General features: G+C 47.9%; 21 protein-coding genes and 2 pseudogenes. 14 read left to right on the forward strand and 9 right to left on the reverse strand.

Features of this window, described 5'->3' with window-relative positions; genetic code table 11:
• Positions 1-11: 11 nt before the first annotated feature.
• Positions 12-806: a hypothetical protein gene (locus tag BEN74_RS11930; RefSeq protein WP_068910604.1), complete on the reverse strand. Its 795-nt coding sequence runs from the start codon at positions 804-806 to the stop codon at positions 12-14.
• Between the two features lie 55 nt (positions 807-861).
• Between BEN74_RS11930 and BEN74_RS11935 the strand changes: the two genes are divergently transcribed.
• Positions 862-1,794: an IS5 family transposase gene (locus tag BEN74_RS11935; protein WP_068907481.1), complete on the forward strand. Its 933-nt coding sequence runs from the start codon at positions 862-864 to the stop codon at positions 1,792-1,794.
• Between the two features lie 11 nt (positions 1,795-1,805).
• Here the strand turns inward: BEN74_RS11935 and BEN74_RS11940 are convergent, their stop codons facing one another.
• The 5 genes and pseudogenes from BEN74_RS11940 to fadB form a co-directional block, all read right to left on the reverse strand.
• Complete coding sequence (locus BEN74_RS11940; protein ID WP_068913040.1) at positions 1,806-2,756, reverse strand: reverse transcriptase domain-containing protein; 951 nt, start codon at positions 2,754-2,756, stop codon at positions 1,806-1,808.
• A gap of 255 nt (positions 2,757-3,011) precedes the next feature.
• A pseudogene (fadA, locus tag BEN74_RS11945) lies at positions 3,012-3,215 on the reverse strand (acetyl-CoA C-acyltransferase); the annotation flags it as partial.
• A gap of 16 nt (positions 3,216-3,231) precedes the next feature.
• Positions 3,232-3,855: a PH domain-containing protein gene (locus tag BEN74_RS11950; RefSeq protein ID WP_068913044.1), complete on the reverse strand. Its 624-nt coding sequence runs from the start codon at positions 3,853-3,855 to the stop codon at positions 3,232-3,234.
• Between the two features lie 165 nt (positions 3,856-4,020).
• Positions 4,021-5,193, reverse strand: coding sequence for an acetyl-CoA C-acyltransferase FadA (gene fadA / locus BEN74_RS11955; protein ID WP_119285043.1), 1,173 nt, complete (start codon positions 5,191-5,193; stop codon positions 4,021-4,023).
• Between the two features lie 12 nt (positions 5,194-5,205).
• Positions 5,206-7,359 (reverse strand): fatty acid oxidation complex subunit alpha FadB, encoded by a 2,154-nt coding sequence (gene fadB / locus BEN74_RS11960; protein ID WP_119285045.1) that lies wholly within the window; start codon positions 7,357-7,359, stop codon positions 5,206-5,208.
• Positions 7,360-7,855: 496 nt separating this feature from the next.
• Between fadB and BEN74_RS11970 the strand changes: the two genes are divergently transcribed.
• Entirely contained in the window at positions 7,856-8,266 is a 411-nt protein-coding gene (locus BEN74_RS11970; RefSeq protein WP_068911127.1) for a PH domain-containing protein, read from the forward strand.
• A 47-nt stretch (positions 8,267-8,313) separates the two neighbouring features.
• Positions 8,314-9,564: a WG repeat-containing protein gene (locus tag BEN74_RS11975; RefSeq protein ID WP_162898183.1), complete on the forward strand. Its 1,251-nt coding sequence runs from the start codon at positions 8,314-8,316 to the stop codon at positions 9,562-9,564.
• Between the two features lie 136 nt (positions 9,565-9,700).
• Here the strand turns inward: BEN74_RS11975 and BEN74_RS19455 are convergent.
• Positions 9,701-9,853: pseudogene (locus BEN74_RS19455) on the reverse strand (ATP-dependent Clp protease ATP-binding subunit); the annotation flags it as partial.
• A 178-nt stretch (positions 9,854-10,031) separates the two neighbouring features.
• Here BEN74_RS19455 and uvrC point away from each other — a divergent pair.
• From uvrC to pgsA, 3 genes are all read left to right on the forward strand, one after another.
• Positions 10,032-11,831 carry an excinuclease ABC subunit UvrC gene (gene uvrC, locus BEN74_RS11980; RefSeq protein ID WP_068911109.1) on the forward strand — a complete coding sequence of 600 codons (1,800 nt, stop codon included), beginning with the start codon at positions 10,032-10,034 and terminating at the stop codon, positions 11,829-11,831.
• 112 nt (positions 11,832-11,943) lie between these two features.
• Positions 11,944-12,738, forward strand: a complete 795-nt coding sequence (locus BEN74_RS11985; RefSeq protein ID WP_068911110.1) for a thioesterase family protein — start codon at positions 11,944-11,946, stop codon at positions 12,736-12,738.
• Between the two features lie 107 nt (positions 12,739-12,845).
• Positions 12,846-13,433: a CDP-diacylglycerol--glycerol-3-phosphate 3-phosphatidyltransferase gene (gene pgsA / locus BEN74_RS11990; protein ID WP_068911111.1), complete on the forward strand. Its 588-nt coding sequence runs from the start codon at positions 12,846-12,848 to the stop codon at positions 13,431-13,433.
• Between the two features lie 867 nt (positions 13,434-14,300).
• On the opposite strand, the gene BEN74_RS11995 is transcribed toward pgsA, so the two are convergent.
• Positions 14,301-14,570: an oxidative damage protection protein gene (locus tag BEN74_RS11995; protein WP_068911112.1), complete on the reverse strand. Its 270-nt coding sequence runs from the start codon at positions 14,568-14,570 to the stop codon at positions 14,301-14,303.
• A gap of 11 nt (positions 14,571-14,581) precedes the next feature.
• A complete protein-coding gene (gene argH / locus BEN74_RS12000) occupies positions 14,582-16,012 on the reverse strand; it encodes an argininosuccinate lyase (protein WP_171404891.1) in 1,431 nt (476 codons plus the stop codon).
• Positions 16,013-16,119: 107 nt separating this feature from the next.
• Between argH and BEN74_RS12005 the strand changes: the two genes are divergently transcribed.
• From BEN74_RS12005 to BEN74_RS12040, 8 genes are all read left to right on the forward strand, one after another.
• A complete protein-coding gene (locus tag BEN74_RS12005) occupies positions 16,120-17,157 on the forward strand; it encodes a sensor histidine kinase (protein WP_068911114.1) in 1,038 nt (345 codons plus the stop codon).
• Positions 17,158-17,211: 54 nt separating this feature from the next.
• A complete protein-coding gene (locus tag BEN74_RS12010) occupies positions 17,212-17,952 on the forward strand; it encodes a LytR/AlgR family response regulator transcription factor (RefSeq protein WP_068911115.1) in 741 nt (246 codons plus the stop codon).
• Positions 17,953-18,062: 110 nt separating this feature from the next.
• Positions 18,063-18,980: a hydroxymethylbilane synthase gene (hemC, locus tag BEN74_RS12015; protein WP_068911116.1), complete on the forward strand. Its 918-nt coding sequence runs from the start codon at positions 18,063-18,065 to the stop codon at positions 18,978-18,980.
• 4 nt (positions 18,981-18,984) lie between these two features.
• On the forward strand, positions 18,985-19,764 hold the full coding sequence (locus BEN74_RS12020) for a uroporphyrinogen-III synthase (RefSeq protein WP_068911117.1): 780 nt from the start codon (positions 18,985-18,987) through the stop codon (positions 19,762-19,764).
• Positions 19,761-20,600, forward strand: a complete 840-nt coding sequence (locus BEN74_RS12025) for a hypothetical protein (RefSeq protein WP_068911118.1) — start codon at positions 19,761-19,763, stop codon at positions 20,598-20,600. The genes BEN74_RS12020 and BEN74_RS12025 overlap by 4 nt, the downstream gene beginning before the upstream one ends.
• A gap of 6 nt (positions 20,601-20,606) precedes the next feature.
• A complete protein-coding gene (locus BEN74_RS12030; RefSeq protein ID WP_068911119.1) occupies positions 20,607-21,800 on the forward strand; it encodes a hypothetical protein in 1,194 nt (397 codons plus the stop codon).
• A gap of 11 nt (positions 21,801-21,811) precedes the next feature.
• Positions 21,812-22,240, forward strand: coding sequence for an acyl-CoA thioesterase (locus BEN74_RS12035; protein ID WP_068911120.1), 429 nt, complete (start codon positions 21,812-21,814; stop codon positions 22,238-22,240).
• Between the two features lie 148 nt (positions 22,241-22,388).
• Positions 22,389-22,715, forward strand: coding sequence for an H-NS family nucleoid-associated regulatory protein (locus BEN74_RS12040; RefSeq protein WP_171404927.1), 327 nt, complete (start codon positions 22,389-22,391; stop codon positions 22,713-22,715).
• Positions 22,716-22,727 lie beyond the last annotated feature (12 nt).

Genomic DNA, 22,727 nt, shown 5'->3' on the forward strand with positions numbered 1-22,727 from the left:
GACTAGGTTAGTTATTTTTTTAAATTTTTAGCTATTTGATAGAAGCTAAAACAAAGATATCTAAATTTACCTAAATATATTTTGTTGCCTAATGGTTTAATAATTCTGTGAAAGAAAATAAATTTTCCGTACTCACTTTTAGATTCTATCCCATCATTTGAAATGTTGAAGATCTTTCCATCAATTTTTTCATCGAGTAGATGTGATGAATAAAGATATTCAATTCCAGGGTAATGCCCTATGAGCTGAACCAAATACAGGTTTTTATACACATGTGCAGTTCTTATAGTATTTTTTAATAATTTTTTCTCTTTGTAATCTTTGGAATTTTTATTTGCACAATTAAAAACATTGTTTCCAGCTGGATCATTGTCCACAAAAATAATTGTTGGATATCTTGGGATATCTACTGACTTATATATTTCTAAATAAATTTTAATAAAATGACATAAATCACCAGTACCTCCTGAAATTTTCAAAGGTTGGGAAAATGATTTTAAATGTTTTTCAAAGCTAATTAATTCAAAATTATCTTTTTTAAATAGTGTCGTATTTCTTAAGTAGTTGTAAATGTGTTGTGGGTCGGTTTTTCCCTCACAGATAATTTTAATTTTGGAGTGATGTACAAAATGAATGTGAAATAATAGCTCTATGTATGATTTACTAAAACCTTTTAAATTTTTGTAAATTTGTAATGGTTCTAAATCTTTATCAATTGCGTTAGTGTGGGAATAGTCAAGTTGCTTAATATTTTTAATATGATTCGCTATTCCAATTAATGATTTTTCACTAAAATCAATACCCAAGGGCTTTGTTGCACAAACCTATCTGTAAAGGCTTTTTCAGCGATATAATTTTCAAATGAAGAAGCCTATACACAAAATCTATCGCACAACCAATTGGCCCGCATATAACCGAGCACTCATGAGTCGCGGAAATATTGCCATTTGGTTTGATCCTGCTACGCAATGGTATGCTCCATCAAAAGGCAAACAAGGGCGAAATCAAACCTACTCCGACGCAGCTATCCAATGCTGCTTAATGATTAAATCCTTATTCCGTCTATCTTTACGTATGGTCACTGGCTTTGTGCAAAGTCTGATTAAACTTTGTGGATTAAATTGGACCGCACCAGATTACAGTACGCTTTGCAGAAGACAAAAACATATTGATATTGCGATTAATTATCAAAAAAGCAGTGGTGGGCTTAACTTGCTGGTAGACTCTACCGGTCTAAAGTTTTTAGGTGAAGGTGAATGGAAAAGGAAGAAACATGGACCTGAATATCGTCGCCAATGGCGTAAACTTCATATTGGTATAGATGCTGAAACCCTTCAAATACGCGCCATTCAACTCACTACAAATAATGTGAGTGATTCACAAGTGCTTGGTGATTTACTCGATCAGATTCCACAAGATGAGCAGATTGACTCTGTTTATACCGATGGAGCTTATGACACCAAGCAATGCCGTCAGGTCATTGCAGATCGGCAAGCGCATGCGGTGATTCCACCTAGAAAAAATGCGAAACCATGGAAAGATACAAAGATCAGCTCGCTAGCGCGAAATGAATTACTTCGAACAGTTAAACGTTTAGGCAGGACATTATGGAAAAAATGGTCCGGCTATCATTGCCGAAGTTTGGTCGAAACTAAGATGCATTGCATCAAATTATTGGGGGATAAACTCAGTGCAAGAAAATTTGATAGCCAAGTCAATGAAATTCATGCACGTGTAGCAGTCCTCAACAGATTTACGGAATTAGGTCGACCACTTACCCAAGTTACGCCTTAAATTTGGCTCAATTAGGGGGCTTTGTATTTCAAATCTTTGTGCAACAAAGCCATACCCAAGGAATGATAGGCAGATCTTTCATATAACCCTGATTTACAATATTTATCTATCATTGCTCTTGTGTATTTATAATAGTTTTTATTAATGTTTGCCTTTTTATTAACTGTTAAGCCAGTAACTTGTTGCCTTTGGTATTGATCTCTAATTATAATTTTATCTTTGTTTATTTTAAATTGACATGAATTTATAGTGTTTATAAGAGTTTTATTTAGAGTCCAGATATTTCCATTTTTTTGAGCAATATCTTGTGGAATTGAATTTGTAGTAAACGAAAAAGTTAGATCGTCAGAATATCTTGAGTAAATAAATTTTTTTCTTTTGGAAAGTTTGAATAAACGTTCATCTAAGATAGTACCTAAAAAGTTTGATATTATAGGTGAACAAGGACTACCTTGTGGAAGATAGCTATCATTTGTATTAGGATCTCTATAACAAGCGATCTGAGCGATAGCAATACAAATATCATAATTTATTTTTAAGTTTTTGTTCTTATGAAAAAAACCTACAATTCGACTAAATGTTATGTTTGTAAAGAAATCTTCTAAATCTATATTGATGACTAATTTTGATTTTGTATGTAATTTTGCATTTTCATGAAAACCATATTTTTGGTCGGAATCTTTTCGGTAACTATAACAAAGCTGAGTTTTTCGAAAGTTTATTTCATCAAATATATCATTTAATAACAAAGCTAATTTTTGCTGTATAAATTTTAATTGTTTATTTGGTGCTAAAATTTCTCTAGGGGAACCATTCTTTTTATATATAATTGCCTTCTTATAATTGTTATGAATTGGCTGAGAGTATAGTGTGAAACAGAGTAATTTATAATCAAGAATTAGTAAGTTAGCTAAATCCTGTCTATTTTGGCATTGTTTTAATAGTTGTAAATTTGAAGACATATTAATAAGCTATCTGTGAAAACTCTTATGGCGTATAACCTAAGCAATCTCCAAGAAAAGAAGAAAGCCTCAAATAAGTATAAAAAATTTCTATTAAGAAAAAATCTAAGAAGATAATAAATTTTAGCTCATTACCTGACCCTTAGAAATCAGATTGCGAAACACAATCCATGAATCTATTCACAGATAGCCTATTGAAAATAATATAAAAAATCCTCGCATAAAGCGAGGATTTTTTTATATCTTAGTGTTTAATTAAACACGTTCGATAATCGTTGCGATACCTTGACCAAGGCCGATACACATGGTCGCAAGACCGATTTGCGTATCTTGCTGCTCCATCACGTTTAACAACGTCGTGGTAATACGCGCACCAGAACAGCCCAATGGGTGACCCAGTGCAATCGCGCTACCATTTAAGTGAATGATGTCTTGTTTATCATTAACGCCTGAGCTTTTTTGCTGATGAACCTTTCTATTGCTTGATATAGCGTTCAAAAATTTCAGAAAAATCATAGTTCTCAATTTGCTTGCGGCGCGCGGTCAAATTGGCTTCAACCTGCAGCGTGGTTTGGCAAATAATGTCAGGCAGGTTCAGCAAAGCCTGCTCAGGCAGCTCGCGCAGGGAAAACATATTGTTCACCGCCTGCTGTGTCTGCATCAAGGCCGCTGACTGGCGCTCAATCTCCTTGCATGCTTCGCCAATGCCGAATAAGGCCTTGTACACATCGCGGACTTTATCAATCTGGCTTTTCTCAATATCAATTGAATAGCTCAGGTTGCCTAATTTAAATTTAAGCTCAACATCGCGGTCTACCGTGCCTGCAGTTTCCAGAACCACTTGGCTGATCTGGCTGTGCTTGTACGGATAGCGGTATAAGGTGCGCTTTTTGCTGACCGCGCTTGTACCGTCAAGATGAATGAATGCAGTATTGGTAAAGCAGTATTCGTCGGTTTTCGCTTTAATCAGAAAGAAGATTTTTTCATTGTCTTCATGAAAAATATAGTCATCAATATCCGTCTTGTCATAATCCTTAGGCTCAATAATTTTTCCGATGTCGCTAGTGCCCATCAGATCCGCCGCCATACTTTTAAACATGATGAAACCTTATTGTTCTGTAGAAATCGGATCGTAGTTTGCTATGGCGCCTATTTCCGGCAAAGCGTTTTGCCGTTTGAATTTGTAATAAAATATTATGCAGCCGCCAGCTAATAAAAAATCCCCGCCAAAGCAGGGATTTTTATCTATCTCAGTGCTTAATCATTAAACACGTTCGATAATCGTCGCGATACCTTGACCAAGACCGATACACATGGTCGCAAGACCAATTTGCGTATCTTGTTGTTCCATCACGTTTAACAACGTGGTTGTAATACGTGCACCAGAACAACCCAATGGGTGACCTAGTGCAATCGCGCCGCCATTTAAGTTAATGATGTCTTGCTTCTCATACACGCCTAAGCCTTTCATGACTGATAAGCCTTGAGCAGCAAACGCTTCGTTTAACTCGATGGTTTGGATATCTGCCATCGTTAAGCCAGCACGTTTAAGCGCTTTTTGAGTTGCAGGTACAGGACCATAACCCATGATCGCAGCGTCACAGCCTGCAACCGCCATAGAGCGGATCACAGCACGCGGCTTAAGGCCTAAAGCTTGAGCACGTTCAGCAGACATAAGCAGCATTGCAGATGCACCATCAGACAAAGCTGAAGAGGTTGCTGCTGTTACTGTGCCGCCTTTCGGGTCAAATACAGGACGTAAACCTTTGAATGCTTCAAGGTTTGCATCTGGACGAATCACTTCGTCGATGTCGCACAGGATTTTGAAGCCATTGGCATCATGACCTTCAACACCCACGATTTCATTTTTGAAACGGCCTTCTTGCGTTGCAGCCCAAGCGCGGCGGTGAGACTCAACACCGAACGCATCTTGTTCTTCACGGGTAATGCCGTTCATGCGGCCTAACATTTCAGCGGTTAAGCCCATCATGTTAGACGCTTTTGCATAGTGTTTAGACGCTTCTGGGTTTAGGTCGATGCCGTGCATCATCCCTACGTGACCCATGTGCTCTACACCGCCGATGATGAAGATATCACCTTGGTTGGTTGCAATCTGTGCAGCAGCGGTGTGAAGCGCTTGCATAGATGAACCACAAAGACGGTTAACCGTTTGACCTGCCACAGTTTTTGGAAGATCAGCCAATAGGCCAATGTTGCGAGCAATGTTCATCCCTTGCTCTAGAGTCTGGTTCACACAGCCCCAGATCAGGTCTTCAACTTCATTGGTGTCAAACTGGTTACGAGCAACTAAAGCACGAACCAATTCAGCCGATAAGCTGTCAGCACGCACATTGCGGAACATACCGTTTTTGGTTTTACCCATTGCTGAACGTACGCCATCAACGATGACAACGTCACGTGGATTTAAAGTAGCCATTCACGTTGCTCCTTAACCGTAGAATTTTTTGTTGTTAGCAGCCATGTCACGCAACATTTGCGGCGCTTCATAAGCCTTACCTAAGTGTGCGTATTTGTCGCAAAGTGCAACGTATTCAGCCACACCTGTTTGGTCGATGTAACGGCATGGACCACCACGGAATGGAGGGAAACCTACACCCATAATCATCGCCATGTCTGCTTCAGAAGCAGTCGCTACGATGTTGTCTTCTAGGCAGCGAACAGTTTCGTTACAGAAAGCCAGCATCATACGGTCAATGATTTCTTGAGCATCAAACTCGCGTTTTTCAGCAGTTGCCACAGTAGCAACAAGCTCATACGCAGTTGGATCAACCACTTTGGCTTTTTTGCCTTTACGGTCAAGTTCGTATTTGTAGAAACCAACGTCGTTCTTTTGACCCAAACGTTTGTTTTCGTACATGATTTCGATTGAACCTTTGAAGTCTGGCTTCATGCGGTCAGGGAAACCTTCAGCCATGACTTCTGCACCGTGAACGCCCGTGTCGATACCCACCACGTCGATCAAGTAAGCAGGACCCATAGGCCAGCCGAATTTTTCCATGACTTTGTCGACTTGTTGGAAGTCAGCACCGTCTTTCAATAGAAGGTCAAATGCACCGAAGTAAGGGAACAATACGCGGTTTACAAGGAAACCTGGGCAGTCATTCACAACGATTGGTGTTTTACCCATTTTCTGAGCAAGAACTACAGTGGTCGCAATCGCTTCAGCAGAAGTCTTTTCACCACGAATCACTTCTACCAATGGCATCATGTGTACTGGGTTAAAGAAGTGCATACCGACAAAGTTTTCAGGACGCTGCAGGTTTTCAGCCAAACGTGTGATTGAAATTGTTGAAGTATTTGAAGCAATGATCGTGTTGTCACGAACATTCTTCTCAGTTTCAGCAAGTACAATGCCTTTTACTTTTGGATTTTCAGTCACCGCTTCAATCACGATGTCCACTTCTTTAAACTCGTCATAGCTTAAAGTAGGACGGATGCGCGCAAGAGTTTCACCCATTTGAGCAGGTTTCATCTTCTTACGTTCAACTTGTTTGGTCAGTAAGCCATTTGCTTCTTTCATACCCAAAGCAAGTTGTGGATTACCAATGTCTTTCATGATGATTGGTGTGCCTTTGCTTGCCGCTTGGTAAGCAATACCGCCACCCATGATACCCGCGCCTAATACAGCCGCTTGGTTTACAGGGTGCGCACCTTTTTCATATTTCTTCGAAGTTTTCTTCACCACTTGGTCATTGATGAATAGACCAATTAACGCACCTGCTTGTGGTGTAATCGCTGCTTTTGCAAAACCAGCTGCTTCAGCTTGTAGTGCTTCATTACGTGGAAGGCTTGCACCGGCTTGTAATGAGTCAAGAAGAAGTTTAGGCGCAGGGTATTGAGCAGGATTTGCTTTTGCAAGTACTGCACCTTTCGCCGAGTTGAACGCCATCATTTGTTCGATTGGGTTCAATTTAACTTGGTCAAGTTTTTCCTGACGTTTTGCTTTCCAGTCTACACGGCCAGCAAGGGCTTGTTTAACCAAGTCAATTGCAGCGTCTTGCAGTTTATCAGCAGCAACAACCGCATCAACCGCACCGTCTTTCAGTGCAGCAGCTGGTTTTTTAGGATTAGCCATTGCCATCCATTCAACTGCATTGTCGATACCAATTAGACGGCTTAAACGAACCGTACCGCCGAAACCAGGGAAGATGCCCAGTTTGATTTCAGGAAGACCGACTTGAGCCGCTTCTGACATCACACGATAGTCACACACGAGGCACATTTCAAAGCCGCCGCCCAATGCCATGCCATTGATCGCTGCAACTTTAGGAATCTCTAAATCTTCAAACGCGTTGAAGATGCCGTGAACAGGCAATGCCCAATCCACAATCGCTTGTTCGCCTTGAGCGAAGTTTGCGCCAAATTCAGTAATATCTGCGCCAACGATAAATGTAGATTTAGCCGAAGTAACGATTAAGCCTTTGATGTCAGCGTTTGCTTTAACAGCGTCAATTGCAGCTTTAAAATCTTCAATCGTTGCACGGTTAAATTTGTTGACCGACTCACCTTGTAAGTCAAAGCGGAATTCTGCAATTCCGTCCGAAAGCATTTGGACGGTAATGGCATTGCCAGCGTGGATCATGCCTGATCTCCTTTATTTTGGAGGACTTCTAAGTTGATGTTGTGAAGCGAGTACGTCATTCCTGCGTACATCTATGCCTCGCCAATCTTACGATAACTATATCTAAAAAGAACATAACAAGTTGTATCAAGCCGTGACGCAAGGGTCATCAATTTTTCCGGGCCGGATTCGGTGCATGGCGCGCCACGGCCGGCATTCGGCAGGCTGCTGCAGGCTGAAACTTTTGTTTCAGTTCATATTTTTAACTACATGGCGCACTGGCGCAGAGGCGCTGGCCGGATTTTTTCAGGCTTTCAGCGCGCGCCTTTTTGGGCAGAAAGGTCAATCGGCTTTATTCTTCCTGATTTTTGTGCGCCCATATTTATTTTAATAGTGAAATAACGATTGAAAAAATACGTTCTTTGGGATGTTTTTTATTCGCTTTAAAATTAATCCGCAAAGTTACATGCCAATAGAAAAATCTTGTATAGAATGAAAATAATAGATGGGGGATGCAATGTACACGTTTAGTTCTAAAAAAGATTGGTGGGTGGTCGCATTTATTATTTGTATGAGTGGTTTGCTCATTCAATTATTACTGACGATGCAAGCTAAAGGCACTATGCAGCAATATCCTGTTCATACGGCGGTGTATATTTTGACGGTGCTGCTGCTTTGGTGGCCAATACTCAATACACGTTATATCGTGAAAAATGATGAACTTACGATTCATAGCTTGCTATTTAAATGGGTAATTCCCATAGCCAATATTCAAAAAGCAAGTCTGACCGATCATTTGGATGCATCGCCTGCATTGTCATTAAAACGTGTGAAAATTGAATATTTACAAGATGGGGAAATGAAGCAGATATTAGTATCGCCAAGAGATCAGCAGGCTTTTTTGAAGGCCTTAGGCATGCATAAATAGATTGAATTAATTTGATATGAAAATATTTGAAATACAAGGGAATAAAAATGACTCCAATAATTCCTTATCATAAAAACCAAAAATTTGGCATTGTTGATGTTGAGCTGAATTTTCTTATTGAATGTAAATATTTCCAAATACTCAAACCTTTCAAATTCAATCAAGGCTGGCTGTGTTTTACGTTGAATGAGCGTAAACGCTATGGGTGGATCTATTATGAAAATGGTCAAATTGTTGAAATAGAACCGCAATATTCAGCAGTAAATTATGACAGTCAAGAACTCATTGGCGTGCAGTCTGATGATGGAAGCTGGGGGTTTGTAGATCACTCAAATCAGCAGCTGATTTCTATGCAGTTTTCAAAAATTTACCCATTCAGTAATCATCGTGCAATTGTGAGTATTGCCCGAAAAAATTTAGGTTCAGTCTGGGGCGTGATAGATATCAATGGACATTGGACTATTCATGCACAATATCAATATCTTGGTGAAGAACAGTCAGGCTTGCGGTGTTTTAAACGTTATGTTCCAAATCAAGGTAATCTTTATGGTTTTGTTTCGGATGAAACCGGGCAAGAAGTGATTTCTGCGCAGTTTAGCAATGCCAGTCATTTTTGTGATGGCATTGCAGTCGTGAGCTTCGGGCAGGGTAAACAGCAATATTTTTCTGTGATTAATTCAATGGGAGAAATCATTGCTGATCAGCTCAAACATGCGGAGCTTTGTGCATTTGGCTATAGCTTGATTCAGCGGAATAGGTACCTGGAATTTATTAATAAAAAGGGTCAAGCTGTTTTAAAGACCAAAGAAACTAAAGTTCATCAGCTGAACTTTTTGAGTAATGAAAATCTCAATCTTATCCGTACAGGCAGGCGGGAATTAATTGCGACTCAATATAAAAAGAAATGGGGCTTTTATAAAGTTGATGATTCAGGCGTTAAATTGCAGATTGAACATCAATTCGATGAGTTGAGCGATTACGGATTTCGGCAACAGCGTTGCGCAGTATCCATAGATCAGCAAGCAGCATATATAGATGAAAATGGAGTAATGAAAGCTCCTTTGGGCTGTACAGATGTATTTATGGATTATCACGGAGCACTATGCACTTTAGTTAAATATAGCTTAGAAAAGCCTTATGCTTTTATGGATCAAGAAGGGCAGCGCGTAATTGATTTTAAATATGCGATGCATTTTGGGAATTTTGATGAATCAGGTTTACTTTATGTTTTTAAAGAGAAAGGAACTGATATTAATTCAGGATTTATAGACCAGCATGGCGTGGAATATTGGCAATAAATCCTGAGGCATGGTCTTAGAAAAATTTATGCGATGAGCATAAATTTTTGGATTTTGAAAATCCAATTGGAGGCTATTTTTCTCAGGATAATTCAAAAATATACGGCCACAATTGGCTCAAGTTCTACCCGTATTTTTCTTGCCCAATAATGCGCTCTCGTAAGTGCTGCATCATCTCTTGAGGTTCAAAATGAAAACGCGGTTTGCCCATCCAGCGGTTTTTTTCGGCACTGCTATGCGTCGAGGCTGCCGGCTGTACGATATGGATGGCGGGATTGGCATGCGTCATTCATTGTGTTCCAAAAGCAGGATAGTTTGAGCATGGCAAAAAACCAATTTCCCATTAATAGCTTTTAGCAATCAGCTTATTGCTATGAGAAACAATAAATTCAGCGGATTGCTTGAAAATAGTTAAATAGCTATCACATCATGTTAAAGAGCAATCACGATGATGGAAAACGGCAGCAGTGAACGAAAACGCGCGCGAACATATCGAAAAAATTCTGGCCAATATGACCGCTTTGCCGGGTGTGTACCGCATGCTGGGCAAGGACGGCGAGCTGCTGTATGTCGGCAAGGCCAAGAATTTGAAAAACCGCGTTTCCAGCTATTTCGTCAAAACCCTTGAGCACCCGAAAACACAGGCTTTGGTGGCGCGGATTTATGATATTGAAACGCTGGTGGTGCGCTCGGAAACCGAAGCGCTGCTGCTGGAACAGAACCTGATCAAGCTGCACCGCCCGCCGTACAACATCATGCTGCGCGACGATAAATCCTATGTCTATATTTTCATCTCGGCAGACCAGCCTTATCCGCGCATCGCCAGCGGGCGCGGCAAAGGCCGGCATCAGGCCGGCAAGTTTTTCGGCCCTTATCCCAGCGCCTACAATGCCCGCGATACGCTGGTAATCCTGCAGAAGCTGTTCAATGTGCGCCAGTGCGAAAACAGCTATTTTTCGCAGCGCCAGCGCCCCTGCCTGCAGTATCAGATCAAGCGCTGCTCCGCGCCCTGCGTCGGCCTGATCTCGCCGCAAGACTATCAGCAGGATGTGAATAACTCGATCCGCTTCCTGCAGGGCGATACTAAAGAACTGAATCAGGAACTGATTGAGAAAATGGAAGCGGCGGCGGAAGCGCTGGAATTTGAAAAGGCGGTGTTTTACCGTGACCGCATGGCGCTGCTGCGCGATGTGCAGGCGCAGCAGGCGATTTACACCGTCAAAGGCGAAGCCGACATCATCGCCATCGCCTATCATGCCGGCGTGACCTGCGTGCAGATCATGCATGTGCGCAGCGGCAAGATGCTGGGCGGCAAGAGCTATTTTCCCGACATACAGGGCGATGATCTGGCGCAGCTGCTGTCAGATTTCATCGCCAATTTCTATTTTCAGGTGGCGGATGAAGTACCGGCGGAATTAATCGTGAATGTTGAGCCGGCCAACCGCAGGGAGCTGGAACAGGCGCTGCAGCAGCATTTTGACAAGAAAATCCAGATCAAGCATAAGGTGCGTGAAACCCGCGCGGAATGGCTGGAGCTGGCGCAGATGAATGTGCAGCACGCGATTAAAGGCAAGCTGACCAATCATTTTGAGCTGAATGAGCGCTTCCATCAGCTTGAGCAGGTTGCGGGACGTCCAATAGACCGGATTGAATGCTTTGATATTTCCCATACCATGGGCGAGGCGACCGTGGCCTCCTGCGTGGTGTTTGATGCCGGCGGCGCGCGCAAGCGCGATTACCGCCAGTTCTCCATCGATGACATTACGGCGGGCGATGACTACGCCGCCATGCGCCAGGCGCTGACCCGGCGCTATCAGAAGCATATGCTGCCCGACCTGCTGCTGATTGACGGCGGCAAAGGCCAGCTGCATATGGCGATGGAAGTGATGAATGATTTAGGGCTGGATGCCTTCATGATCGGGGTGTCGAAAGGTGAAGGGCGCAAGCCGGGGCTGGAAACCCTGCACTTTACCGATGGCAGCAAAATCCAGCTGCCGGAAGACCACAAGGCGCTGCATCTGATTCAGCAGGTGCGGGATGAGGCGCACCGCTTTGCCATTACCAAGCACCGCGCCAAGCGCGACAAAAAGCGCGGCTCATCCATTCTGGAAGTGATTCCGGGCTTGGGGCCGAAACGGCGCCGTGACCTGCTGACGCATTTCGGCGGCATTCAGGGTGTGCTGAAAGCCTCGGAAAATGAGCTGAAGCTGGTGCAGGGGCTGGGGGATGTCATGGCGCGCACGGTCTATAAAATCCTGCATGAATAAGCCGGCTGAATAAGCTTTGGCGGAAACGCTCAATGACGCGCGGGTCACTGATCATTCACAGCGCCGCCGAATGCGCCAAAGATATGCTTAACGGAATTCAGGAACAATTTGCATGTCATTAGCGGCGCTTTATCAGCGGATTGACCAGTCAGCATGGGTCGATATTCCCGAAGGCTGGCTGCAGGGGCGCACTATTTACGGCGGCCTGGTCGCCGCCATGCTGATGCATAAGGCCGCGGCGGCGGCTGCCGATGCCGGCAAGCGCCTGCTCAGCGCCAGTGTCACGTTTGCCGGACCGGTGCAGCTCGGCCAGGCAAAATTGACTGCGGAAGTTCTGCGCCAAGGCAAGTCGGTGACTACGGTGGAAGTCCGCTTATGGCAGGATGGCGCGGTGCAGAGCATTTTGCTGGCCAGCTTCGGCGCGCCGCGGGAATCATCTATTCAAGTCAGCCATGAGCGCCAAGCGCCGGATTATCCTCCGGCGGAGCAGCTGCAGCTTGCGCAGCATCATCCTTTGGCGCCGGAGTGCTTTCAGCAGATGCAGATGGCATGGGCGGAAGGGCAGTATCCCTGTACTGCGGCCGCGCAGCCGGACTTCGGCGGCTGGTTCCGCTTTGACCCTGCGCGGCATGAGAATCGCGCAATGAATACTGCCGACCTGATGGCTGCTTTTGACATGTGGCCGCCCGGCGTGCTGCCGATGTACCGCGCCATGGCGCCCGCCAGCTCTTTAACTTGGCATTTGACCTGCGTGCATCCGCTGCGGAATAGCCTGCATGACTGGTTGAAATATAAAGTATTCACCGACCATGCAGCCGGCGGCTATGCCACTGAATATGCGCATTTGTGGGATGCGGATAACCGCCTGATCGCGATTTCGCGCCAGACAGTTGCGGTGTTTGCCTAGTGACACTGTATGCCGTTTCGTATAAAGTGAGCGCTACTAACGAAGGGTAAATCCTCACTATATTGTGCATTTGCATCCTGCATAAAGGGGAAACATTGGCGGTGTCTATGACTGCAGGTCGAATCCTGAATATTCCAAATATTTTAACTTTAGCGCGGATTGCCTTAATTCCGGTATTTTTAGGGGTGGCCTATTGGCCGCCTGCTATGGGGGCTGAAAGCCATGCTTCCGGCATGAGCCGGCATATGCTGCTGACCGGAATTTTTGTAGTGGCGGCCGTAACCGACTGGTTTGACGGCTACTTGGCCCGCACGCTGAATCAGACTTCCGCCTTTGGCCGTTTTCTAGATCCGGTGGCCGACAAGCTGATGGTGGCGGCGGCGCTGATTGTGCTGGTGCAGTGGCAGCCGAGCATTTCCATGGCCTTCGCCGCGATTGTGATTATCTCGCGTGAAATAACGGTTTCGGCCTTGCGCGAATGGATGGCGGAACTGGGCGCGCGCACCAGCGTGGCGGTGTCTACGGTCGGTAAATACAAAACCGCCTTTCAGATGATTGCGATTTCGGTGTTCCTGCTGAACTGGCAGCCTTTAGAAATGCTGGGCTATGCGCTGCTGTATACGGCGGTGATTCTAACGCTGTGGTCAATGTTCATTTATTTAAAGGCGGCCTGGCCGTATTTAAAGCAGCCTTAAGGTTTACTCTGAAAAAGCTCCTGAACAGGAGCTTTTTTATTGCGCGCAGCCTTCAGGCAGGCAAAAAAATTCCCAGACTTTGGGGGAAATCTGGGAAGAAAATTGGGGTTTTATCACTGTTATATGAAGATGCTTCCATCTTCTTGCAACTGATTATAGGCAAGGCGGATTTCAGAATCATGTGCGTTCTTGTAGTGTAATGCTGCGTTTTATTGAGAAATGTAGCGCAGGTTTACATTCAGCGGCTTGACTGCAGATAGCGCGCTGAATGCCTGCCGGAGCGCTATAGCCAATTACCTAAATAGCGATCACACACAAAACCTAATGAACGCATATTTTATGGGAGATGATGTGTGATACAGATTTCAAAACTCAGCTATATGATGGCTAAGTTTTCTTAAATAGCTCCGCGAAAATCGCTTAAGCTTCCTAGGCCATTGAGTAAAATAAACTTTGGATACGCGTGTGCGGCAAGGATGCCGCACCTTGCCCATCATGGCAAGGATGCAGTGTATGGGCAACAAAAGACCTTTGCCCACTTTGGGTCTTTCCAAAGTGGGGTATTCCTGCGCAAAGCTGTTTAAATACTTAAAGGAAAAATGAGGCAGTGTAAGCGTTATCATTAATTGCCGAAAAGAGTTAACGTGACTAAAATCTCGTGAAATTATATTTTATAGGCAATTATGAATCATACAGACTTTAGAATTTGGCTATATAACAGGGCTTGAATGCTGCATTTTTCCGCCTTGCGTTGGGTGGAGCGGTGTTTCTTTGCGGATAAAAAAGGAGCCTTTTTACAGGCTCCTTTTGACATTTGAAGCTGCGCGCTTCGCTTGCCTTGCATAAAAAGAAAGCGGCGCTTTCTTTTTATTCAGGCTTCAGGCCTTCAGCCTTTTCCAGCGATTCATCATTGCTGAAGAATTTCTCACGCTGCTCTTCCAGAAACTTTTTAGCATCCGCTTCAAACACGTTGAGGCGCTTTTCATTGATCAGCGTGGTCTGGTGCTTCAGCCATTCCTGCCAAGCCTGCTTGGACACCGTGTCAAAAAGCTCCTGGCCTTTGGCGCCGGGAAACGGCGCAAAGTCCAGGCCTTCCATTTCTGTCTGATACTTGCGGCAAAAAATCTGTCGGGACATATCAAGGCTCCTTAAGCGTAAAGTTTTTCGAGGCGCAGGCGCGCGCGCTCAATGGCTGCTGCTACTTGCGCCGGCGCGGTGCCGCCGATATGGCTGCGGGCATTAACCGAGGCTTCCAGCGTCAGGGCTTTTTCAAACACATCGGCTTGAATCAGGCCGGAGAACTGCTGCAGCTGCTCAAGCGTCAGCTCAGACAGGTCCTTGCCTTCCTGGACGCCCAAAGCCACCGCCTTGCCGACAATTTCATGCGCGTCGCGGAAAGCCACGCCATTTTTCACCAGATAATCCGCCAGATCCGTCGCGGTTGAGAAGCCGCGCAGCGCCGCTTCGCGCATGATTTCAACGTTTGGAACCAGAGCCGGAATCATGTCGGCAAAGGCCATCAGCGAGCCGCGCACGGTGTCAATCGCATCGAACAGCGGCTCTTTGTCTTCCTGATTGTCTTTGTTGTAGGCCAAAGGCTGGCCTTTCATCAGGGTTAGCAGGCTCATCAGGTCGCCGTACACGCGGCCGGTTTTGCCGCGGATCAGCTCAGGCACATCCGGGTTTTTCTTCTGCGGCATAATGGACGAGCCGGTGCAGAAGCGGTCAGGAATATTGACAAACTTGAATTGCGCCGAAGTCCACAGAATCATTTCTTCCGACATGCGCGACAGGTGCATCATGATCAGCGATGCAGCAGCATTGAATTCAATGCCGAAGTCGCGGTCAGATACCGCATCCAGCGAGTTTTCGCAGACCGCTTCAAAGCCCAAAAGCTCAGCGGTGTATTCGCGCTCAATCGGGTAGGTTGTGCCGGCCAAAGCGGCAGAGCCTAAAGGCAGGCGGTTGACGCGCTTGCGGCAGTCAATCAGGCGCTCAGAGTCGCGCACCAGCATTTCAAACCACGCCATCAAATGGTGGCCGAAAGTCACCGGCTGCGCTGTCTGCAGGTGGGTGAAGCCCGGCATGATGGTCTGGGTGTTTTGCGCCGCCAGGCCCAAAATGCCTTTCTGCAGTTTTTGCAGTAATTGCAAAATGGCGTCAATTTCATCGCGCACATACAGGCGGATGTCGGTTGCCACCTGATCGTTGCGGCTGCGGCCGGTATGCAGCTTCTTGCCGGTGATGCCGATGCGCTGAGTCAGGCGCGACTCAATGTTCATGTGCACATCTTCAAGGTCAATGCGCCATTCAAAATTGCCGGCCTCAATTTCCGCTTTAATGGTGTTCAAGCCGCTGATGATGTCATCGCGTTCCTGCGCGGTAAGCACGCCCACTTTCGCCAGCATTGTTGCATGCGCGATTGAGCCGGCGATATCCTGCTTATAAAAGCGTTGGTCAAATTGTACAGATGCTGTAAATTCAGCAACAAAAGCGTCAGTTGCTTCAGAGAAGCGGCCGCCCCACATGCCTGAAGTCTGGGCTTGTGACGGATTGGAGGAATTAGAAGATGTGGTCATGTCGGCTCAATAAGATAAAAAGCGGTAGAACTGAAAAGAGTATAGCAAATTCAAACCCTATTGCCGCAGCGCAAGTTCATCAATCTTTTTTTGCGCAGTGAGGCTGCATGGGATATTCATATTTTTTCAGCCGGACCGGGCGCTGGCAGCATCTGCTGGAGCTGTTCACCGCCGGCAATATTCTGGCGCTGGTGCTGGCCTTGGCGCAGGCGCAGGCTTGGCAGCATTTGACTTTCGGCAGCCTGATGCAGCATGTGCTGTTCATTAACTGGGTGCTGCTGTGCTTTGCCGCCATTGCCGAATACTGCGAAGCGCGCCTGTCGCCTCTGGGGCTGAAGCTGAGCTTGATCTTAGGCTTCCTGCTGCTGCAGGCGATTGTGCTGTGCACCACCGCTGGCCTGAATATTCTGATGCATTTCGGGCAGAATTTCAGCCTGAGCGGCTTAAGCGCCGCCGCCGCATTTGACCGCGCCGGCATGAATCTAAGCTATGGCCTGCTGCTGGGCGCGCTGTGCTTCCGCTATCTGTACCTGCGGGAGCAGTGGGGCCGCAAGCAGCACAGCGAGCTGAATGCGCGGATTCAGGCCATGCAGGCGCGGATTCATCCGCATTTCCTGTTCAACAGCCTGAACAGCGTCATCAGCCTGATCAGCATTGACCCGGACAAGGCCGAACAGATGCTGCTGAATCTGTCGCGCCTGTTCCGCGCCAGCTTTCAGGAGCTGAAGCTGGTCAGCCTGCAGGAAGAAATTGAGCTGAGCCAGCGCTATCTGGACATTGAGCAGCTGCGGCTGGGCGCGCGCCTGCAGGTGGAATGGAAGCTGCTGAACCCGGAACTGCATCCGCAGGTCAAAATTCCGCTGCTGACTTTACAGCCGCTGGTTGAAAATAGTATTTTTCATGGAGTTGAAAAAATCCTCACAAAGAGTACGATAAGCATATTGATTGAAATATTGCAAAATCAAGTCAATATCGTCATTACTAACCCTTATGCACAGGATAAGACAGCTTTACGTCAAGGACATGGTATTGCAGTTGAAAATGTCAAGCAGCGCCTGGCGGCTTATTACGGCGCGTCTGCGGCTTTTCAGACATTTGCAGGAAACGGGATGTTTACTACAGTAGTGCAGTACCGATACAAGTAAGAACAGCGCAGCTAGCCTATAAAAAAAATGATGCTAGCTGGCGGAGGAGGAGAAATGGACATCCTGATTTGTGATGATGAGCCTCTTGCATTAGAGCGGTTGTCACGTTTAGTTACGCAGCTGGGGCATCATGTGTCAGGCAGGGCCACGCATGGCCAGCAGGCGATTGATCTGGCTCAGAGCCTTGAGCCTGATGTGGTGCTGCTGGATATTCAAATGCCGGAAATGGACGGCTTGGCCTGCGCCAGCGCGCTGCGCCAATTGGAGCCGATGCCGGCCATTGTTTTTTGCACGGCCTATGATCAGCATGCATTGGATGCATTCAAGTCAAACGCAGAAGGATACCTGCTCAAGCCGGTCATGCAGCAGGAGCTGCAGCAGGTTTTGGATCATCTTATAAAATTAACCCAGGCTCAAATGAGCGGCATAAAACAAAAAGAACTTATGGAAGAACTCAAAATCAGCCGCCATCAGATTGCGGCTAAAACTTACCGCGGCGTGGAACTGGTGCCGGTTGAAAATGTCTACTATTTTCTGGCGGATCAGAAATATGTCACGGTGCGCCACAAAAACGGCAGCGTGCTGATCGATGAAACTTTAAAGGATCTGGAAACGGAGTTCGGCGATCAGTTTATCCGCATTCACCGCAATGCCCTGGTGGCGGTCAGCTATCTGGACGGGCTGGAAGTGGTCAGCTCGGGCCAGTATCAGGTGCGCTGCCGCGAGCTGGAAGAGCGCCTGGCGGTCAGCCGCCGGCATTTGCCCAGCCTGCGCGAGCGGATTCAGAAATTGTAAAGCCGAGGCGCAGGGGAATAACTGCGCCTGTCCCGCTTAAATTCGCTTGCATTTTAATATCAGCAGGATAAGTTTAGAATCATGTTTATTCTTACAGCTGCTTAAAATTTATGAAGACCCTGAAAATTGCAACCCGACAAAGCCCTCTTGCACTTTGGCAGGCGGAGCATATTAAAGCCCGCCTGGAAGCGCTGCATGCTGATTTAACGGTTGAGTTGGTCACTTTTGTGACGCAGGGCGATAAAATTCTGGATACGCCGCTGGCGAAAATCGGCGGCAAGGGCCTGTTTGTCAAAGAGCTGGAAGCAGCCCTGCTGGACGGGCGCGCGGATTTAGCCGTGCATTCGATGAAAGACGTGCCGATGGCCCTGCCTGAAGGCCTTGCGCTGGCGGTGACCTGCGAGCGCGAAGACCCGCTGGATGCCTTTGTATCCAATGCTTACCGCCATTTTGATGAATTGCCGCAAGGGGCTAAAGTCGGCACCTCCAGCCTGCGCCGCAAATGCCAGATCTTAAAGCAGCGCCCGGATTTGCAGATTATCGATCTGCGCGGCAATGTCGGGACGCGCCTGTCCAAGCTGGATGCAGGCAATTATGACGCGATTATTCTGGCCAGCGCCGGCTTGAAGCGCTTGGGGCTGGCGGAACGCATCCGCCACGCCATTCAGCCGGAGCTCAGCCTGCCGGCTGTCGGGCAGGGCGCTTTGGGGCTGGAATGCCGCGCCGGCGATCAGGCGGTGCTGGAGCTGATTCTGCCTTTAATGCATGCCGAAACTGACAGCTGCGTCCGCGCAGAGCGCGCCTTCAATGCCTATCTGGAAGGCGGCTGCCAGGTGCCGATTGCCGGCTATGCCACCTTGCAGGATGGCCGGATGCATCTGGAGGGCCGCGTCGGCAGCGCCGATGGCGCAACCCTATTGAAAGCCGTGCAAAGCGGCGCAGCTGCCGATGCCGAGCAGCTGGGCGTAGCCTTGGCCAAAGACTTGCTGGCGCAGGGCGCCGGCGAAATTCTGCAGGCGCTGTATTAATGCCATGCTGTTTCTGAATACGCGCCCGGCGGACCGGGCGGCTGGCCTGACTCAGGCGCTGCAGGCGGCGCAGGTTGAGGTGCTGGAACTGCCGCTGCTGGAACTGGCGCCTGCGCCGTGGTCTGAAGCTTTGGCGCAGCTGTATGCCCAGCTTGACACAGTTCAGGCCATTGTCGCGGTCAGCCCGTCTGCGGTGCATTACGGCATGGCCGGGCTGCAGCGGTCAGGGCTGCCTCTGCATGCCTTGGCGCAGGTGCAGTGGATCGCGGTTGGCGAAGCCACGGCGCAGGCGCTGCAGTCCTATGGCGTAAGCAGCCATGTGCCGGAAGTGGAAACCTCTGAAGGCATGCTGGATTTGCCTGCGCTGCACCGGCTGAACGCTTCGGCAGGAGTGGCCTTCTGGCGCGGCGAAGGCGGGCGCCAGTTCATGATGGATTCGCTGCGCGCAAAGGGCATGCGGATCTTGAATTTTGTGCTGTACCGGCGCCAATGCCCCGCGCAGGCTGCGCAAATACTGGCAGCAAATCTGGCGCGGCTGCAGCGCGAACCGCGCTACTGCATGCTGATCAGCAGCGAAGCCAGCTGGCTGAACTGGCTGGCGCTGACCGCAGATCATCCGGAGCTGCTGAATCATGCGCATATTCTGGCGCTGGGCGGGCGCCTGTCCGGGCTGCTGGACGGCTGCCGGCAGGCCCGCCAATTGACTTTTTCTTCTATTCAACTGAATGATTTGCGGCTGGAATCCATTTTGCAGCAAATTGCGCCTGTGCAGGGAACTCCATGAAAAAACTGCTTGTTCTGTTACTGATTTTAAGCGCGCTGTGGATTGTTAAAATCAGCTTTGACCTGTACCGGCTCAGCGCCGGGCAGGAGGCGCTGGCGCAGCAGCAGAAAGCGCTGGAACAGCGCAATGCCAGCCTGAATGACCAGCTGGCCGCCTTGAACCGCCAGCTCAGCAGTTCGGCAGCTCCTGCCGCCGCGGCAAATTCCAGCGGCGCCGCGCCTGCGCCGCAGGCCAGCGCGCTGCAGCCGGCGGCGCTGATCGGGCAGCAGCTGGACCTGGTTGAATTCGCCTTGCGCCAGCAGCAGTATCCGCTGGCGCTGGAAAAGCTCAATCAGCTGAATCAGAATCTGGAGCTGTACGCGCTGGCGCCGGCATTGAAAGCCAGCCTGCATCAGGCCGTCGGCAAAGACCGCCAGATGGTGATGCAGTTCATCAATGCCAATGCCGAGCAGCAGGGCAAGCTGGCTGCGGTGCTGGATCAGCTTGATCAGGGCATTGCCCAGGAGCTGAAAGCGCAGTATGCGCAGCCTGCGCCGCAGCCTGAGCGCTCATTCTGGCAGCGCTGGATTCAGGTTGAATCTGTGCAGCAGCCCAGCCCGCTGCTGATGCAGCGCGCGCTGATTTTAAAGGAAGCGCAGCTGCGCCTGCTGCTGGCGCAGCAGCAGCTGCATAAAGGCCAGTATCTTGCTTTTCAGCAGGAGCTGACCGAGGCTGCGCAAATCCTGAAGCCGCTGCCGGATGCAAAAGCCCGGTATTTTGTGCAGCGCCTGAATGAGCTGAAAAAAATCCCCGCCCTTACCGCGCCTATTTTAAATACCCGGGCTTTAATTGGATAACTGCAGATGAAACAGATTTTACGCGCGTATCTGCTGATTAGTTTGCTGGCGGCCGCATTATTCAGCGTGCTGAGCTTCGGCTATGGCGCCGGCTATGTTTATTTATACTGGCGCGACTGGCAAATTCAAACCAATATGTGGTTTCTGGTGATTATGCTGGCGCTTTTGAGCTTAATGGGCCAGCTGCTTTGGCTGGCGGCCAAGCGCTATTTAAGCCGGGAGCAGCGCAAGCGGGAAACCGTATTCAGTTTCAGCAAGCTCCATCCTTATGAGCAGCTGGCTGTGGTTTGGCTGCTGAATGCGGCCGAGGACCAGCGCCAGTTTGTTCAGCAGGCCTTCAGCGAATCGGGCCTGCTGAAGGGGATTATTGACGCGCGCCTGTACTGGATGCGCGAGCAGTATAATGACGCGCTGGCGGCATTAAATGAAGCCAATCCAATGGCATTTGAATTGGCTGAGCTGCAGCGGATTGCGGTTTATTTATCGCAGCGGGACGGAGAGCAGGCATTAACCCATTTGGAGTTTTTAAATCAGCATGAGCTTTCGCCCTGGCTGAATAATGTCAGCGCCGCCTATGCGCAGCGCCTGACCGCATTATGGGGCCAGTTTGCGCTGCAGTTTCCGTGGATGTATCTGCGTTCGACAAAATACGGCCATTTGGATGAAGCAACCAAGCAGGCCTGGCTGGAACAGCTGCTGGCGGCCTTTGATCAGGCGGATCCGGACGGCCTGCAGCTGCTGCGCGAGCGCTACGAAGGCTTAAGCGCCCAGATTTTCAGCCGCAGCTTTCATATCAAGGCGCTGTGGCTGAAAGTGCTGGCGCGCATGCCGGAAATGAGCCAGGCGCATGAAGCGCTTGCGGTGCATCTGCTGGCGCAGCAGTTCAATCAGGAAGTGTTCTATCTGTGGTTCCAGCAGCAGCTGCTGAAGCAGAACCCAGACTATGCGGAGATTGAGCAGCGCATCAATGCATGGGAAAGCCGCTATCCGGCCCTGCCGGTATTCAGCTTCGCCAAATGGCATGTGTTTGAGGCGACAGGTCGGCAGGCGGAAGCGCAGGCGCTGCTGGAGCTGTATCCGGATGATGTGCTGATGAGCTATTTAAGAATTAAATCCACTTTGTCCGGTCAGGAACATTTGATCAAACAGTTAAATTTAATTTTTGAAAATAATGCAAATTTTGTAGAAATTAAAATATAACGGAAAATAAAATGATTGAACTGGCTGAATATCCGGTGATTTATGAACAGAAAGTCGCATGGGGAGATATGGATGCATTTGGCCATGTCAATAATGCAGTTTATTACCGCTATATTGAAAGCGCGCGCATTTGCTATTTTGAAGAATTAAATATTTTCCAGCAGGATATTTATACTGTAGTTGCATCCAGCCAGTGTCAATACCTGAGGCCGCTGTTTTATCCCGATCAATTGAAAATCGGCGCGCGGGTGGAAGAGATGCGCAGCAGCGCAATCCGGATGAGCTATATATTATGGAGCGGGCAGCAGCAGAATATCGCAGCGCAGGGCGAAGCGGTAATTGTCTGCGTAGATAAACTGAATCTGCAGAAAATACCCATGCCGGAAAATATCCGCCAAAATATTAAGGAGATTGAATGGCGCGTTCAGCATGATATTTAAAATGCCGGCCGGCTTATTTTATTATGACGGCAACTATTGAAATATTGTTTTTAAACCGCATTTATATATTGAATGTTTATAGCAATATAAATATGATGAGCTAGTTTTAAAAAGCAAAATAATACGGAACCCGTTTTAAGGATTTAATATCATGCCAGACATTAGTAATTTATCTGTTGAAGAGCTTAAAAAGCTGCAAGTTCAAGCCGAAGCATTAATTGCGTCTAAAAAAGACCAGGCTGTTGAAGACGCTTATCATCAAATTTTGGAAATTGCGGAAAATGTCGGCCTCAGCATTGAGCAGATTCTGGAATTCGGCGCCAGCAAGCGAAAAAAAGCCACGCGCAAATCTGTAGAGCCGCGCTACCGCAGCAAAGCCAATCCGGAAGACACCTGGACTGGCCGCGGCAAGCAGCCGCGCTGGCTGGTGGCTGAGCTGGAAAAAGGCGCTAAGCTGGAAAGCTTCCTGATCTGATAGCGCGTCATC

This window comes from Acinetobacter sp. WCHAc010034 (assembly GCF_001696615.3).
Taxonomy (GTDB): domain Bacteria; phylum Pseudomonadota; class Gammaproteobacteria; order Pseudomonadales; family Moraxellaceae; genus Acinetobacter.

Bases quoted from the DNA above. Each gene is read 5' to 3' on its own strand.
- fadA (WP_119285043.1), bottom strand. From the start codon at position 5,193: ATGGCTACTTTAAATCCACGTGACGTTGTCATCGTTGATGGCGTACGT.
- pgsA (WP_068911111.1), top strand. From the start codon at position 12,846: ATGACTGCAGGTCGAATCCTGAATATTCCAAATATTTTAACTTTAGCG.
- BEN74_RS12020 (WP_068911117.1), top strand. From the start codon at position 18,985: ATGCTGTTTCTGAATACGCGCCCGGCGGACCGGGCGGCTGGCCTGACT.
- BEN74_RS11970 (WP_068911127.1), top strand. From the start codon at position 7,856: ATGTACACGTTTAGTTCTAAAAAAGATTGGTGGGTGGTCGCATTTATT.
- BEN74_RS11950 (WP_068913044.1), bottom strand. From the start codon at position 3,855: ATGTTTAAAAGTATGGCGGCGGATCTGATGGGCACTAGCGACATCGGA.
- BEN74_RS11995 (WP_068911112.1), bottom strand. From the start codon at position 14,570: ATGTCCCGACAGATTTTTTGCCGCAAGTATCAGACAGAAATGGAAGGC.
- BEN74_RS12035 (WP_068911120.1), top strand. From the start codon at position 21,812: ATGATTGAACTGGCTGAATATCCGGTGATTTATGAACAGAAAGTCGCA.
- fadB (WP_119285045.1), bottom strand. From the start codon at position 7,359: ATGATCCACGCTGGCAATGCCATTACCGTCCAAATGCTTTCGGACGGA.
- BEN74_RS11975 (WP_162898183.1), top strand. From the start codon at position 8,314: ATGACTCCAATAATTCCTTATCATAAAAACCAAAAATTTGGCATTGTT.
- BEN74_RS12030 (WP_068911119.1), top strand. From the start codon at position 20,607: ATGAAACAGATTTTACGCGCGTATCTGCTGATTAGTTTGCTGGCGGCC.
- hemC (WP_068911116.1), top strand. From the start codon at position 18,063: ATGAAGACCCTGAAAATTGCAACCCGACAAAGCCCTCTTGCACTTTGG.
- BEN74_RS11940 (WP_068913040.1), bottom strand. From the start codon at position 2,756: ATGTCTTCAAATTTACAACTATTAAAACAATGCCAAAATAGACAGGAT.
- BEN74_RS12010 (WP_068911115.1), top strand. From the start codon at position 17,212: ATGGACATCCTGATTTGTGATGATGAGCCTCTTGCATTAGAGCGGTTG.
- BEN74_RS12025 (WP_068911118.1), top strand. From the start codon at position 19,761: ATGAAAAAACTGCTTGTTCTGTTACTGATTTTAAGCGCGCTGTGGATT.
- BEN74_RS11985 (WP_068911110.1), top strand. From the start codon at position 11,944: ATGTCATTAGCGGCGCTTTATCAGCGGATTGACCAGTCAGCATGGGTC.
- BEN74_RS12005 (WP_068911114.1), top strand. From the start codon at position 16,120: ATGGGATATTCATATTTTTTCAGCCGGACCGGGCGCTGGCAGCATCTG.
- argH (WP_171404891.1), bottom strand. From the start codon at position 16,012: ATGACCACATCTTCTAATTCCTCCAATCCGTCACAAGCCCAGACTTCA.
- BEN74_RS11935 (WP_068907481.1), top strand. From the start codon at position 862: ATGAAGAAGCCTATACACAAAATCTATCGCACAACCAATTGGCCCGCA.